Origin of the sequence: Pseudomonas palmensis (genome assembly GCF_017848315.1) — a bacterium.
Lineage (GTDB): Bacteria > Pseudomonadota > Gammaproteobacteria > Pseudomonadales > Pseudomonadaceae > Aquipseudomonas > Aquipseudomonas palmensis.
Genome location: NZ_JAFKEC010000024.1, coordinates 1 through 14,605 on the forward strand (window position 1 = coordinate 1; position 14,605 = coordinate 14,605).

Below are 14,605 nucleotides of genomic sequence, written 5' to 3' on the forward strand. Positions count from 1 at the left end.
GGATTTAGCGCAGGGGGGGTGGCAGCGCTGGTTTCAGGCCGTGGCGCGTTGCAACCGATGTGGGAGCCGGCAAGGCCGGCTTCTTCACCTGCTGCAACGCACCTGGCCTGTGGCAGGCAGGTTTGCTCAGGCCGGCTGCAGTTCGCTCACGACCTTGCCGGCGTGCAAACGGATCAGCTGGTCGGCAATGTCGAAGTAACGGTCGTCGTGGGAGATGACGATGATGGTCTTGCCCAGGCGCTTGAGGTCAGGCAACAGCTCGGTGTAGAAAATTCGCCGGAAGGTCGGGTCCTGGTCGGCCGCCCATTCGTCGAACACCAGCACCGGTCGCTCTTCCAGCCAGGCACTGACCAGCGCCAGGCGCTTGCGCTGCCCGGTGGACAGATCGGTGGTGCTGAACACGCCATCGCGAATGCTGACCTTGTGGTCGATCTCCAGTCGTCTGAGGTAGCGCGCAGCATCCTCGGGCACCGGCTTGTCACCCTGGATCACGTCGTCGAACAGGTAGTAGTCGGCAAAGATGGTGGTGAAGATCTGCCGATAATCATCGCGGTTGGCCGCCGTCACCGCCTGGCCATTGAGCTCGATGCTGCCCGACTGCGGCGCGTACAGGCCCAGCAGCAACTTGATCAGGGTAGTCTTGCCACACCCGTTCTCGCCGACGATGAACACGATGTCGCCCTGCTGGATGCTTACGTTCACCGGGCCCATGCGGAATGGCTCGCTGCCCGGCACCGGGGCGAAACTGTAGCTCACCTGATTCAGGACCAGGCTATGCAGCGGCGTGGCCGGCTGGCTCTGGTCGTCGAGCAGCAGGTGGGGCTCGGGGGAGGAGAACTGCTTGGACAGCTCGGCAATGCGGCGGAAGGCGATCTGTGCCTTGCTGATGATCGGCAGGGTGCCGATCAGGTGCTCCAGCGGGCCCTTCATGTACAGCAGCACCAGCACAAAGCCGCTCATCACCGTCTTGTCGGCGCTGGGCCACCAGGACTGCAAGGCCAGCGCCAGGCCGATGACCACGAAGAACAGCATCGAGCCCAGGCTCTTGGCGATCACGAAGGTGTTGATGGAGCGGATCTGCGTGTCGCAGATGCGGTTGGCGGTGTTGCGGATGCCGTGCAGGAACATGCGCTGGCGGCGCGGGCGGTGGATGCGCAGTTCCTTGGCACCCTCGGCAATGGCGTTGTAGTGCTTTTGCAGGTCGTCCTCGGCTTCACGCGCGGCCTCGAAACCGCGCATGCCCCAGGCGCGGGCGACGAACTGCATCATGGTGCCCAGCCCGATGGCCACCAGCATCACCAGGAACATCGGCCACGACAGGCTCGCCAGGTAGCCCAGGCAGCCCAGGGTCACGGTGAGGGACACCGCCAGTGGCGCGAAGGCGAAGGCGAAGTCGCTGATGGTGTCGACGTCGTGGGTCAGTACCGGGATCAGCCGATGGCTGCGGTAGCGTTCGATCTGGTCGATGGGCGCAGCCAGGACCTTTTCGCCCAGTTCGCGACGCAGCCTGGCGATGATGTGCTGGCCCACGTAGTTGCTGCCGATATCGGACAGGATGGTGCTGAGCAGGGCCATCAGGCACAGCCCGGCAAAGCCCAGCACCAGCCCCTGGGTGAGGCCGCTTTCGTTGTGCAGGGCGCTGTTGATGGTGGCCAGCAGCGCGGTGACGCTGAGGCCGCCGAGCATGCCCAGGCCGATCGACAGGCTTACCAGCGGCCAGAAGGGTTTGAGCAGGCCGAACAGTTCACTGATGGCCCCGCGAGGTTTGCTGGTCATTCGAGTCTCCCGAATCACACGTGGTTGAGGGGGCGGTCAGAGCTCGCGGGCAACGCGAAAACCCAGGTAGTCGCCGCGTACATCGGGGGCGCGGCTGTTGCGGTTGCCCGAGCGCGAGAACACCGGCGCCTCGCCCCAGTCATTGCCGCGCATGATGCGGATGTCGCAGTTGCCGGTCAGCCACGCGCTGCCGTCGGCGGGCGCGCCTTCATAGCTGGTGTTGAGGCAGTCGGCGACCCACTCGTAGACGTTGCCGTGCATGTCGTACACGCCGAAGGCATTGGGCGGGAAACTGCCTGCCGGGGAGGTGTACGAGTAGCCGTCGGCAGGCCCGTAGGTGTTGGCGTGCCGGGCGATGCTGTACTTTTTTTCGTCGTTGTCATCGAACGGGAACGGGAACGGTCCGCGCGAGCCGGCGCGTGCGCCGTACTCACGCTCGGCCTCGCTGAGCATGCGGTAGGTGTGGCCGGTCTTTTTCGACAGCCACCGGGCGTAGTCCTGCACGTCGAAGTAGCTGACGCACACCGCTGGCTGGCGCGGACCCTGTTTGTAGGTCGGCTTGCTGGCGGTGCAGGCGCGCCCGGGTCGGGTGTCGCCGTCGGCGATCTTCACCCCGGTTTCGCGGATGTAGGCGTCCAGCTCGCCGGCAGTGACCTGGTAGCGGCTGATGGCAAAGGGCCTGGCGAAGGTCACGGTGTGCAGCGGCCCTTCGTCGTCCTCACGGCCGGTCTCGCCGGGCTCGGTGCCCATGGTGAAGCTGCCGGCGGGCAGTACCACCATTTCGGGGCAGTCCTTGCAGTCGGTGAATACCTGGCCCGGCTGGCGAGGGGAATCTGCCGCCTGGGCGCCCGCGCACAGTGCCAGGCCGAGCGCGGCACTGCACGACAGCTGTGCAAGGGTGCGCGACATGCGCGGGTACGGGGTTGAACGATGGTGAGGCATGGCAGGTTCCGTCAGCTGTTGGCTACAAGATGAAAGGGCGCGATCAGGCACGCAGGCGTTGGCCCAGCACGCTGATCAGGCGATCGATTTCGGCTTCGGTGTTGAGCAGGCCGGGCGCAGCGCGCACCACCGGGCCCACGTCGCGGGACACCGCATCCACCACGATGCGGTGGCGAGTCAGGTACGCGGCCACCTCGTCGGCGTCCTGGCCCTTGACCCGGAAGAAGGTGAAGCCTGACGAGTGACGCGGGCTGCGCGGGGTGACCAGTTCGATCGCCTTGTACTCGGCCAGGCGTTGCTTGAGGTAGTCGTTCAGCCCGTGGATGCGCGCCTGAATCGGCGCCTTGCCTACCTGCAGGTGCAACTCGAAGGCCTTGCCCAGGGCCCAGCGGTGCTCGAAGGCGTGGTAGCCGCCGGGGCTCATGATGGTGGCGAAGTCCTCGTTCTCGGAGAACGTGGCGAAGGTCGGCACCAGGTCCTTGAGCTCGGTGGAGGCAGCGCAGATGATGCCGGTGCCCCGCGGGCCGAACATCCATTTGTGGGTACCGGAGATGAAGTAGTCGCACTTTAGGTCGGCAAAGCGCATGTCTTCCACGCCAAAACCGTGCACGCCGTCGACCACATAGAGGATGCGGTCCTGCTCGTCGCGGTTGCGGTTGTGTTCGCGTACCAGCTCGCCGATGGCTCCGATGGGCAGCTTGACGCCGCTGCCCGAGTGCACCCAGGTCATGCCCAGTACCCGCGTGGACGGGCGGATCGCGGCGGCGATGTTGCCCAGTACCTCGTCGTCCGAGACCCGCTGCGGGTCGCGGAACAGGCGGATCTTGCGCACCTGGGTGCCCTCGCGGGTGGCGCGGTAGGCGAGGCTGTTGCGGGTGGAGTAATGCTCGTGTTCGGTGGTCAGGATCTCCTGGTGGGCGGCCACCTTAAGGCCGCCGTAGATCAGGCCCAGGCCCTCGGTGGTGCTGCCGGTGAGGGCGATCTGGCGTGGCTTGACCTCCAGGTAGCGGGCGGCCCAGTCGCGCACTTCGCCTTCGCGCTTCCATTCGGCCTGGGTTTCCCAGTCGACCCATTGCGCGGGGTGGCGGTCGAGTTTTGCGCGATAGTCTTCGATGGCATCGCGCACGGGCTTGGGATGGGAGGTGATCAGGAAGTTGGCGAAATGAGCGTAATCGGGGTCGAGCTCGAACAGGCTGCGAAAGCCGGCCCAGGCATCGCTGCCGTTGCCGGGCAGTGACGGGCCGGCGAGGGCGCCGGGCAACAGCTGGCTGCCCAGCGGCAGGCTGGCGGCCAGCAGGCCGGCGTACTTGAGAAGGGTGCGGCGATCGGTCATGACGGGGCTCGCTGGCGAGTCAACGGGAAGAGGCGGCTACAGGGCGGGCGGCGTTTTGCGCCTGTTCCCACACCCGCAGGAAGTTGCCGCCCCAGAGCTTGGCGATATCGGCCTCGGAGTAGCCGCGTGAGAGCAGTTCGGCGGTGACGTTGCGGGTTTCGCCCACATCGCGCCAGCCGTCCACGCCACCGCCCTCGTTGAAGTCCGAGCTGATGCCAACGTGATCGATGCCGACCTTGCGCACGGTGTAGTCGATGGCGTCACCGAACTCCTTGAGCGAGGCCGGCGGCTCTTCTTCGAGAATGCCGTACAGCTCGCTGGCGTACTGGCCGAAGCGCTGCTCGGGCCAGGCGGCGATGATCGGGTCGCCGGGCATCAGGGCCACCGCCAGGTTGGGCAGCGGCAGCAGGTCGAAGCGCGCACGCAGGGCGTTGAGCTTGTCCTGGGTCTTCTGGCTCAGGGGCTTGAGGTAGGTGGAGAAGGCCACCACCTGGATCACGCCGCCGCTGTCCTTGATCAGTTGCATCTCCTTGTCGCTGAGGTTGCGCGGGATGTCGACCATCGCCCGTGGAGCGGAGTTGGACGCCACCAGCGGCGTGCGGCTGAGCCGGGCCACCTGCTCCAGGGCCTTTGTGGACATCTGCGAGACGTCGATGATCACGCCCAGGTCGTTGAGCCGCTGTACCGCCTGGCGGCCCAGGGGCGACAGCCCGTCAAGGGCGTCGGCGGTGTCGTTGAAGAACGGCAGCGGGCGCGAGGAGTCGGCCCAGGCGTTGTTACCCACGTAGCTGAAGCCGAACATGCGCATGCCGCGCGAGGCCCACAGGTCGAGCAGGTCGAGGTCGGTACCCAGCGGGTAGGCATTGAGCATGCTGATGAACACCGCGAACTTGCCTTCGCCGTGCAGGCGCCGCATGTCCTGTGGGGTGTAGGCAATGGCCACCTGGTTGGGGTAGTCGCGCACCATCGCCATGATCGACTTGTAGCGCACCTCCTGCAGGTTGCGTGCTTCCTGCACGAAGCCTTCGGTGGGCCGGTGCGGACCGTTGGGGCCGTTCCACATTTCGGGCCAGGCAAAAATGGTCAGCGCGGCGCCGGACAGGCGCCCGCGGGCGGTCTTGACGAGGTCGAAGCGTCCGCTGCCTTCCTTGTCGGCTTCATTGCCTTCCATGCCGAAGTTGGCCGGCAGGGTGATGTGGCTGTCGAACGAGAGCAGGCGATCCTGCAGTTCATTGGCCTGCTTGACCACCTCGCGTGGGTAGCCGGCGCTGGGGCCGAAGTAGGTCCAGGCGGCCACCCCGGCACCGGCGGTGAGCGCGGTGGCCAGGCTGATGTACAAGGCTTTTTTCCAGCGTGGTGTGGTCATCGTGGTCTCAGTCAGGTTCACCGTCGAGGTTCAGGCACGAGGCCTTTGCTATCTGGTGAGGACGAGCGCAATCGGCAGAAATTTAGCCGTCGCCTGCGCCCTGTGCGGGCCGCCCGGGGCCGCTTGCTGGCTAAATTTCCCTGTGTGCACAACGTTCTAGCTTCGACAACGCCATGCTCCATGGCGCAACGCGAGACACACAGGTAGGTCAATGACGATTTCTCGACGAGGGTTCATTGCGGGTGTTGCACTGACGGGCGTGGCGGTGCCTGGGGCGCTGTACGCGCACCGCGAGCTGACACGCGAGGAATTTCCGATCACCCCCGGGGAGGCCACCGTCGACTTGCCCGATACCGCCGGCCAGCAGTTGGCCGATACCCTGCGTGGCATCTGGCAGCTGGAAGGCGGCAATGTCGGCCTGGAAGGGCTTGAACACACGTCCCTGGAGTTGTTGCTGGATATTGCTCCGCGTGGCCGCGGCCTGCGCGGATGCCTGGACACGCCCGAGCGCCTGCGCAGTGACGCCGAGCCCCGCTACCGGGTGGTGGGCGACCTGATGCCGGGTGCACCGAATGTGTTGAGCTGGCGGCTGATACCCACAGCGGACACTGCGGGGCTGGCGCGCTATGAGTGTCGCGTGCTGCTCGATGAGGTATGGGGCGATTTCGGTAACGCCGGCACTGCCACGCTCACCGGCCAGGTACTGGACCTGCAGCGCCCGCTGGCCCTGCCCGAGCAGAACCACCGCTTTGTGGCGCGCAAGCGGACCTTCCCCGAAGCTCGCGAGCGCACCGCGCTGAACCCGACGTTGCTGGCGTGGCTGATCTCCCCCGAGCATCGCCTGTTCCACCAGTTGTGGCATGCCTCGCGGGACAAGTGGCACAAGCTGGCACCCAAGCAGCACGAGGCGTTGCGTGCCATCGGCTGGCAGCCCGGTCCGCGTGACCATGAGCGCGATGCCCGCGGCCCGCGCAAGGATCGCAACGGTTCGGGCGAGGACTTCTTTTTCATGCACCGGCACATGCTCGGTACCGCACGTTCGATGCAGGACCTGCCGTCCTGGCCGCGCTTTCCGATGCCGCAGCCGGAACTGGCGCGTGACCGCGCAGGCTTTTTGCGCTATTTCGACAACCAGGATGGCAACGCCTTGCCGCCCACCTGGCTGGCGCAGGGCGATGACGAATACACCCAGTGGGTCAAGGACATCAAGAGCAGTGAGGTTTTCCATGCCAACTTCGAGCTGTGGGAGTCACGCTACAGCGACCCGCATTATCTTTCGCGCCTGACCCTGGGGCAGTTCGGCTCGGAGGTGGAACTGGGGTTGCACGACTGGCTGCACATGCGCTGGGCGTCGGTGCCGCGTGACCCGGTCAACGGTGCACCGGTGCCCTATGCGCGCACCCCGAGCGATTTTGCGCCGCGCTGGTACGGGCCCGAAAACGATTTTCTCGGCGACCCGTTCTCGTCCCACGTCAACCCGGTGTTCTGGCGCTTCCATGGCTGGATCGATGACCGTATCGAGGACTGGTACCGCGCCCATGAGCGCTTTCACCCCGGCCAGGTGGTGCGGCGCGAGGTCAACGGGGTGGCGTGGTTCGCGCCCGGGCGCTGGGTGGAGGTGGCCGACCCCTGGCTGGGCCCGATCACCCACGGTTGCAGCACGGTGCCGGGCCTGCAGGTGGGCAAGAGCGTGGAGATGGACCCGGAGACCATGAAGCTGGCGTTGCGCATCACCTACAGCGACGAAGACGGGCTGGCCAGCCTGGTTCGCCGGGTGCCGCAGCGTCCGTGGTACGCCCGTCACCTGAAGGTCAGGCAGCGCCAGGTGTAAGGCGCTGCCTGCCGGTGTGCCCTAGCGTACCTGGGGGGTTGCCTGCCAGCCGCCGCCCAGCGCCTTGTACAGCGCGATGCTGGCCTGCAGGCGCGAGCGGCGCAATTGCACGTTGTCGTCCTGGGCGGCGAACAGCGTGCGCTGGGTTTCCAGCACGGTGAGCAGGTCTTCGGCACCTGCCTGGTAGCGGCTCTGGGCAATCTGGAAGGCGCGTTGCGCCTGGGCCAGCTCTTCGCTTTGCCACTGGCGCTGCTGGTCCAGCCCGCGAATGCTGTTCAGGGCCTTCTCTACGTCGGCAAAGCCATTGATGATCGCGCCGCGGTAGGTTTCCAGCAGTTCCTGCTGGCGTGCCGTGGCCTTGTCGCGCTCGGCCTTCAGGCGCCCGCCGTTGAAGATCGGCGCCACCAGCCCGGCACCCAGGTTGTACACCGGGTTGCGCAGCATGTCGTCGACGTGGGAGGCGCCCGAACCGACGGTAGCAGTCAGGGTCAGTGCTGGCAGCATGTTGGCCCGCGCCACCTGCACATCGGCTTGCGCTGCGGCCAGCTGGGCTTCGGCGCTGGCGATGTCGGGGCGGCGGGTAAGCAGCTCGCTCGGCAGGCTGGCGGCAATGTCCGGCCAGCTCAGCCGGGCGAAGGCTTCACGATCCAGCTGCAGTTGCTGGCGCGGTTGGCCAAGCAGGGCGGCCAGGCTGATCAATGTCTGCTCGGCGTCCTGGGCCAGCAGTGGCAGCTGGCGCTGTTGCGCGGCCACCAGGCTCTTCTGCTGGGCCAGTTCCAGTGCGGTGGCGGAGCCCGAGTCGTAGCGGCTCTGCACCAGGTGCAGCACGCTCTGGGCGTTGTCCAGGTTCTGTTCGGCAATGCGCTGCTGTTCGACCAGGGCCAGCCAGCGCGTGTAGTGGTCGGCCACGCCGCTGAGCAGGGTCAGCTCGACGGTGTCGCGCTCGAACTCGCTGGCTTGCAGGCTGAAGCGGGCACTGTCGCGACCGGCGCGCTTGCCGCCCCAGAAGTCCACCTCGTAGGTGGCGCTCAGGGTGGCCTGGTAACTGTTGGTGGCCTTGTTGGCGGTGCTGTTGTCCAGGGTGCTGGAGCGGTAGGCGTACATGCGCTTCTGGCGCGTGGCGTTAAGGCCCGCATTGAGTTCGGGCAGCAGCGCGGCGCCTGCGATCACGGCACTGGCCTGGGCCTGGCGCACACGGGCGACGGCACCGGCCAGGTCATGGCTGCCCACCCGCGCCTGGTCGATCAACTGGTCGAGTTCGCGGCTGCCGAAGGTGGTCCACCATTGCCGGTCGAGGGTGCCGGCCGCGTCCAGGTGTTCGGTATGCCAGCGTGGCGGTAGCTGCAGGCCGCTGTCCGGGCGCGGCGCCTGGCTGGCGCAGGCCGCGAGCAACACGCTGGCGGCAAGTAGGGTCAATGGCGCTTTCATAGTGTGTTCATTCGCTGGTAAGGGCTGCCACCGGGTCGAGCCGGGCGGCCTTGCGGGCAGGCATGAAGCCGAAGATGACGCCGGTGACCAGGGCGCAGGCAAAGGCACCGAGCACGGCGGTCAGGGAAAACGCCACGGCCACCTCGCTGAGCAGCAGCGCCCCCCCCACCAGCAGGGCCAGGCCGATGCCGGTGAGGCCGCCGACCACAGAGAGCATCACCGCCTCGGTCAGGAACTGGCGCAGGATGTCGCGCTGGCGGGCACCGGTGGCCATACGGATACCGATCTCGCGGGTACGCTCGCGCACGGTCATGAGCATGATGTTCATCACGCCGATGCCGCCCACCAGCAGCGAGATGGCGGCAATCGCGCCGAGCATCAGCGACAGGGTGCCCTGGGTGCGGGCTTCGGCCTGGATCATGGCGGCGTTGTTGGTCAGCTCGTAGTCGCGCTTGCCGTTGTGCAGGCGCAGCATCAACTGGTCGATGGCCTTTTCGGCCTCGTTGACGCGGCGTGCATCGGCGGCGGCAATGGCCACGTACTCTGGGTTCTGGCTGCCGAACAGGCGGATGCTGGCGGCCGAATAGGGCACCGCGATACGGTCGTCGCTGTCCTGGTCGCCTGAACTTGCGCCTTTTTCGGCGAGCACACCCACCACCTGGAAGGGCACGTTCTCGATCAGGATGTACTCGCCAATGGGGTTGGCGGCGTCCTTGAGCAGCTTTTCGCGCACCTTGTGGCCGATGACCGCGACGGCGCTGGCGTTGCGCTCGTCGGCTTCGGTGAAATAGCTGCCTTGCACCACCGGCCAGTTGAAGATGGCCGGGAAGTTGGTGTCGTTGCCGCCTACGTAGCTGGTGTAGTCGGCATTACCGTAGCGCACGCCGGCGGTGGAGCCGTTGACCGGCATGATGCGCTGGACCTGCGGCAGCCTGCCCACGGCGGCGACGTCTTCCAGGGTGATGACCCCAGGCGGTGTACGCGGGTTGGGAGCGTGGCCGCTGAGGTAGATGATGTTGGAACCGAACGCGCCCATCTGCGCCATCACCTGGCGCTTGCTGCCTTCGCCCACCGCCAGCATCACCACCACCGAGGCCACGCCGATGACGATGCCGAGCAGGGTGAGGGCAGTGCGAAAACGGTTGATCCACATGACGCGCCAGGCGGCCTGCACGGCATCGACCAGCTCGCCCTTCCAGGCCCCGGCATATTCGCTGCCGTCGGCCATGCGTTCGCGCAGGTCGACGGCCTGCAGGGCACCCGGCGGAGCGTCCACCGGCTGGTCCAGCGGGACCGGCGCCGAGTCGCTGATGATCCGGCCGTCGCTGATCTCGATGATGCGCCTGGCGCGAGCAGCTACCGCACGGTCGTGGGTGATGAGGATGACCACGTGGCCCTGGCTGGCCAGTTCGTCCAGCAGCTTCATGACCTCTACGCCGCTGTGGCTGTCCAGCGCCCCGGTGGGCTCGTCGGCGAGGATGATGTGGCCGCCGTTCATCAGTGCGCGGGCGATCGACACCCGCTGTTGCTGGCCGCCGGACAGTTGGTGCGGGCGGTTGGCGGTACGCTGGCCCAGGCCCAGGCGCTCGAGCAGCGCAGCGGCGCGCGCGTGTCGCTCCGGCGCCGGGGTGCCGGCGTAGATCGCGGGCATCTCGACGTTCTCCTGGGCCGAGCAGGAGGGGATCAGGTGATAGCCCTGGAACACGAAACCGAAGGCCTCGCGGCGCAGCCAGGCCAGGGCGTCGCTGTCGAGGTGGGCGACGTCCTCGCCGGCGAACAGGTAGTGGCCGCTGGTGGGGCGGTCGAGGCAGCCGAGGATGTTCATCAGGGTCGACTTGCCGGAGCCCGAGGCGCCGACGATGGCGAGGAACTCACCGGCATGGATGGACAGGTCGATGCCATGCAGGACGTCGACCCGCGGCGTGCCTGCGCCGCCGTAAGACTTGCTGATGGATTTGAGCTGGATCAGTGGCGTCTGCATTCAACCCTCGCTGCCTTCTAGCGGGCCGATCAGCAGGCGGTCGCCTTCGCTCAGGCCATCGAGGATCTCGATGTGCAGGCGGTCGCTGATGCCGGTGCGTACCTGACGTTCCTCGACGCGGCCGTTGCTGGCCACCACCCTGGCCATCTGCGTGGTGTCCCTGAGCCCGCCGTGCAGGGCGGCGATGGGGGCGGTGAGGACATTGCTGGCCTGGCTGGCCACGAAGAATACCTGGGCGGTCATCTCGGCCATCAGTGCGCTGTCGGCGTTGTCGACGTCCAGCAGTACGGTGTAGAGCACCACGCGGCCACTGCCGCTTTTGCTCGAGGTGTTCGGGCTGCCGCCGCCCTGGCCGCTTTCGCCCAGCGGCTTGGGCGGGATCGGCAGGATCTGGCGCACGGTGCTGGCCCAGCGCCGGCTACCGCCGCTGAGGGTGGTGAAGTAGGCGTTCATGCCCGGCTTGACGTGGCCGATGTCGGCTTCGGAGACCTCGGCCCACACGGTCATCGGCGAGAGCTTGGCGATGCGCAGGATCAGCGGGGTCTGCTGCTGTGCGTTGAGGGTCTGGCCTTCGCGGGCATCGACGGCCACCACGGTACCGGACATCGGCGCGTAGATGCGCGTGTAGCCCAGTTCTGCCTGGTCGCTGCGCAGGGTGGCCTGGGCCTGGCGGATCTGCGCCTGGTACATGTCGATGCGGGCCTGGGTGGCCTTGAGTTCGGCGCGCGCGGTCTGTACGTCTTCCTCGCGGGTGGCGCCATTGGCCACCAGGCTCTGCTGGCGCTGGTACTTCTGGCGGGCCAGTTCGTTCTGGGCGCGCTGTTCCTGGAGCTGGGCCTGCAGGTTCTCGATGGCGAAGCGGCTGGCATCGAGCTTGGCCTGCTGGGTGGAGGGGTCGATCTCGACCAGCAACTGGCCTTCCTCGATCGAGTCGCCGGCTTCGACGTGGATCTTGCGGATCTGCCCGGAAGCCTGGGCACCGACATCGACGTAGCGTCTGGGTTGCAGGGTGCCCAGCGCGGTGACGCTGCTTTCGATGTTGGCGCGGGTGACCGCCACGGTGGTCAGTTGGTCGTTACCTGGCAGGGTCTTCCAGGCGACCAGCGTGCCCAGGGCAAGCAGGCCGAGGCAGCACACGAGCAGGCGGCGTTTGTTTTTCGGGCGTTTCATGCGGGCTTCCAACCAGGGGGTTGATCCATGCCAGGAGGTGACGAACACGCGCTCGGCAGGCATGGAAGGCTGCAAGTTAAACGAGCGGTATTCGAGGTAATTTAAACCGGTGCGTGGCTGTGCCAGCCCGCACCAGGGCAACACGGGCGAGAGTATGACCGAGTCGCTTGATGAGAATAATATTAATTAGTGTTATTGTGTCGAGCCATACGACCCAGCGGGTTCAACCTCGGCAACGTCGCGCACAGGTACTGTTGTGGAACACTACTATCGAGAGCTGGTGAGCTTTCTGATGTCGCGCCTGGGCAGCCGCCACGCGGCCGAAGACGTCGCCCATGACGCCTACCTGCGGGTGCTGGAGCGGGCTGATTCGCAACCTATCGAGCACCCTCGCGCGTTTCTCTACCGTACTGCACTGAACCTGGTGGTGGATGGCCATCGACGCGAGCGGATCCGCCAGGTCGAACCCCTGGAGGTGCTCGATACCGACGAGCGCTGGCACAGCCCGACCCCCTTGCACGCCATGCATGGCGATCAGCGCCTGGCATTGATGCAGCGTGCGCTGGCCGAACTCAGCCCGACATGCCGCGACAGCTTCATATTGCGCAAGCTCGATGGCCTGTCGCATCAGCAGATCGCCTTGCGCCTGGGCATTTCCCGCAGCCTGGTGGAGAAGCACATCGTCAATGCGATGAAGCACTGCCGCGTGCGCATGCGCGAGTGGGAATCCTGAGCGCGGGGCTGCGATCCAGGGTGAAAGTTCGGGTTGTTCCTTGATTTATGCGCGATTCCCTACAAGTATCAGTGGCAGACCTCTGTTCAGGCGCGATGTTTGCAGCAACTTGCAGTCGTGGATTGTCGCTGTAGGGTCAAGGACGCTAACTCCCTTTACCTTCTGCCAGGTCCGGACGATGCCAAACAAATCGATGCGCATCCTGATCGCCGACGAGCACCCCAGCCAGTTGCTGCAACTGGAAAAGATGCTCAATGGACTGGGCTATTACCGCATTGCCCCGGTCGAGAGTTTCGTCGAACTGCAGCGCCTGGTGCAGGCGGCCCTGCAGCCCTTCAATCTGCTGATCGGCAACATCGATCTGGCCAGCCACGCGGGCGTGGACATGGCGCGCTTCTGCAAGGCGAGCCTGCCGATCCAGCATGCCTTGCTGTATCACTCTCAGCACCTGAAGGTACCTGCAGTACCGGTGTCACAGCGCCAGGCGGTGAGCCTGAGCCTGCCCAAGGTGCCAGACAGCGAGGCGCTGGAGTCCTTCATGGCGATCATCGATGCGCCGGTGGTAATCGATCAGATGGAGCTGAGCGGTGGCCTGGGCGCCCGTGCAGGCTACCTGCCGCGGCGCACCAATTTTGCCCAGACCGTGTTCTGTCGACCGTCCTGAAGCTTGTCGGGCCATTGGCCGCAGTGTTTTGCTATCCTCTTGCGTTTGCCGATTTGCGGAAACGCCCATGAGTGCCATCGCTACCCCCCGACCGTCGTTGTCACGCGCAGACCACAAGACCCTGGGCCTGGCGGCGCTGGGCGGTGCGCTGGAGATCTACGATTTCATCATCTTCGTGTTCTTCGCGCTGACCCTGAGCCAGCTGTTCTTCCCGCCCGAGATGCCGGAGTGGCTGCGTCTGCTGCAGAGCTTCGGGATCTTCGTCACCGGGTACCTGGCGCGGCCGCTGGGCGGCATCCTGATGGCGCATTTTGCCGATCACCTGGGGCGCAAGAAGGTCTTCAGCCTGAGCATCCTGATGATGGCGCTGCCGTGCCTGCTGATCGGGGTGATGCCGACCTATGCCGACATCGGCTACGCGGCGCCGCTGATCCTGCTGGGCCTGCGCATTCTGCAGGGCGCGGCGGTGGGCGGCGAGGTGCCAAGCGCCTGGACCTTCGTCGCCGAGCATGCGCCGGCCGGGCGGCGGGGCTATGCGCTGGGTTTTCTGCAGGCCGGGCTGACGTTCGGCTACCTGCTGGGCGCGCTGACCGCCACGGCGCTGGCCCAGGTGTTCACCGCCCAGGAGATTCTGGACTACGCCTGGCGCTATCCATTCTTGCTGGGCGGGGTGTTCGGCGTGATCGGGGTGTGGCTGCGCCGCTGGCTGAGCGAGACGCCGGTGTTCCTGGCGCTGCGCGAGCGGCGTGAACAACCGGTGGCCTTCCCGCTGCGCACGGTGCTGCGCGAGCACCGCCGCGCGCTGGTACCGGCGGCCCTGCTGACCTGCGTGCTGACCTCGGCGGTGGTGGTGCTGGTGGTGATTACCCCGACGGTGATGCAGCAGCGCTTCGGCATGAGCGCGGCCGACACCTTCGCCCTGAGCGCGCTGGGTATCGTGTTCTTGAACATCGGTTGCGTGCTGGCCGGCTTGCTGGTGGACCGGGTAGGTGCCTGGCGCGCGCTGATGGTCTACAGCCTGTTGCTGCCGCTGGGAGTGGGGGCGCTGTATGCCAGCCTGATCGGCGGCTGGGGCTGGACCGGGGTGGCCTATGCGCTGGCAGGGCTGGCCTGTGGTGTGGTGGGGGTGGTGCCGTCGGTGATGGTCGGGCTGTTTCCGCCGGCCATTCGCGTGTCGGGGATTTCCTTTACCTACAACCTGGCCTATGCGCTGTGGGCCAGCACCACGCCGCTTATGCTGATTGCGCTGATGCCGTGGAGCCCATGGGTGTGTGTGGGGTTCTGCCTGCTGATGGGCACGGTGGGCCTGCTCACGGCGGTGTACTTCAGTGCGCGGGAGGACCTGCGGGCCGGGGATGAACTGGTGTTGGCGAAGGTGTGA

11 protein-coding genes are annotated in these 14,605 nt (G+C 66.2%); 4 read left to right on the top strand and 7 right to left on the bottom strand.

Annotated features, from left to right (window positions below; translation table 11 throughout):
* Nucleotides 1-126: 126 nt before the first annotated feature.
* From JZZ72_RS14395 to pvdM, 4 genes are all read right to left on the bottom strand, one after another.
* A complete protein-coding gene (locus tag JZZ72_RS14395; RefSeq protein WP_196932948.1) occupies nt 127-1,776 on the bottom strand; it encodes a cyclic peptide export ABC transporter in 1,650 nt (549 codons plus the stop codon).
* A gap of 36 nt (nt 1,777-1,812) precedes the next feature.
* Entirely contained in the window at nt 1,813-2,685 is an 873-nt protein-coding gene (pvdO, locus tag JZZ72_RS14400) for a dihydropyoverdine dehydrogenase (protein ID WP_043863172.1), read from the bottom strand.
* Nucleotides 2,686-2,761: 76 nt separating this feature from the next.
* Nucleotides 2,762-4,051, bottom strand: coding sequence for a pyoverdine-tailoring periplasmic protein PvdN (gene pvdN, locus JZZ72_RS14405; RefSeq protein WP_043863161.1), 1,290 nt, complete (start codon nt 4,049-4,051; stop codon nt 2,762-2,764).
* A gap of 19 nt (nt 4,052-4,070) precedes the next feature.
* Nucleotides 4,071-5,417: a pyoverdine-tailoring dipeptidase-like protein PvdM gene (gene pvdM, locus JZZ72_RS14410; protein WP_043863160.1), complete on the bottom strand. Its 1,347-nt coding sequence runs from the start codon at nt 5,415-5,417 to the stop codon at nt 4,071-4,073.
* A gap of 211 nt (nt 5,418-5,628) precedes the next feature.
* Here pvdM and pvdP point away from each other — a divergent pair, with 211 nt between their 5' ends.
* Nucleotides 5,629-7,248, top strand: a complete 1,620-nt coding sequence (gene pvdP, locus JZZ72_RS14415; protein WP_058541857.1) for a pyoverdine maturation tyrosinase PvdP — start codon at nt 5,629-5,631, stop codon at nt 7,246-7,248.
* Between the two features lie 21 nt (nt 7,249-7,269).
* Here pvdP and JZZ72_RS14420 read toward each other — a convergent pair whose 3' ends face one another.
* From JZZ72_RS14420 to JZZ72_RS14430, 3 genes are read right to left on the bottom strand one after another with little or no spacing between them, the layout of a single operon-like run.
* Complete coding sequence (locus JZZ72_RS14420) at nt 7,270-8,676, bottom strand: efflux transporter outer membrane subunit (RefSeq protein ID WP_123752255.1); 1,407 nt, start codon at nt 8,674-8,676, stop codon at nt 7,270-7,272.
* A 7-nt stretch (nt 8,677-8,683) separates the two neighbouring features.
* Nucleotides 8,684-10,657: a MacB family efflux pump subunit gene (locus JZZ72_RS14425; RefSeq protein WP_043863157.1), complete on the bottom strand. Its 1,974-nt coding sequence runs from the start codon at nt 10,655-10,657 to the stop codon at nt 8,684-8,686.
* Entirely contained in the window at nt 10,658-11,827 is a 1,170-nt protein-coding gene (locus tag JZZ72_RS14430) for an efflux RND transporter periplasmic adaptor subunit (RefSeq protein WP_054915663.1), read from the bottom strand.
* Nucleotides 11,828-12,083: 256 nt separating this feature from the next.
* Here JZZ72_RS14430 and JZZ72_RS14435 point away from each other — a divergent pair, with 256 nt between their 5' ends.
* The 3 genes from JZZ72_RS14435 to JZZ72_RS14445 all read left to right on the top strand — a co-directional run bounded on the left by JZZ72_RS14435 (nt 12,084) and on the right by JZZ72_RS14445 (nt 14,605).
* Nucleotides 12,084-12,560: a sigma-70 family RNA polymerase sigma factor gene (locus JZZ72_RS14435; protein ID WP_043863155.1), complete on the top strand. Its 477-nt coding sequence runs from the start codon at nt 12,084-12,086 to the stop codon at nt 12,558-12,560.
* A 178-nt stretch (nt 12,561-12,738) separates the two neighbouring features.
* Nucleotides 12,739-13,224: a response regulator gene (locus JZZ72_RS14440; protein ID WP_043863154.1), complete on the top strand. Its 486-nt coding sequence runs from the start codon at nt 12,739-12,741 to the stop codon at nt 13,222-13,224.
* 67 nt (nt 13,225-13,291) lie between these two features.
* Nucleotides 13,292-14,605 carry an MFS transporter gene (locus tag JZZ72_RS14445; protein WP_043863153.1) on the top strand — a complete coding sequence of 438 codons (1,314 nt, stop codon included), beginning with the start codon at nt 13,292-13,294 and terminating at the stop codon, nt 14,603-14,605.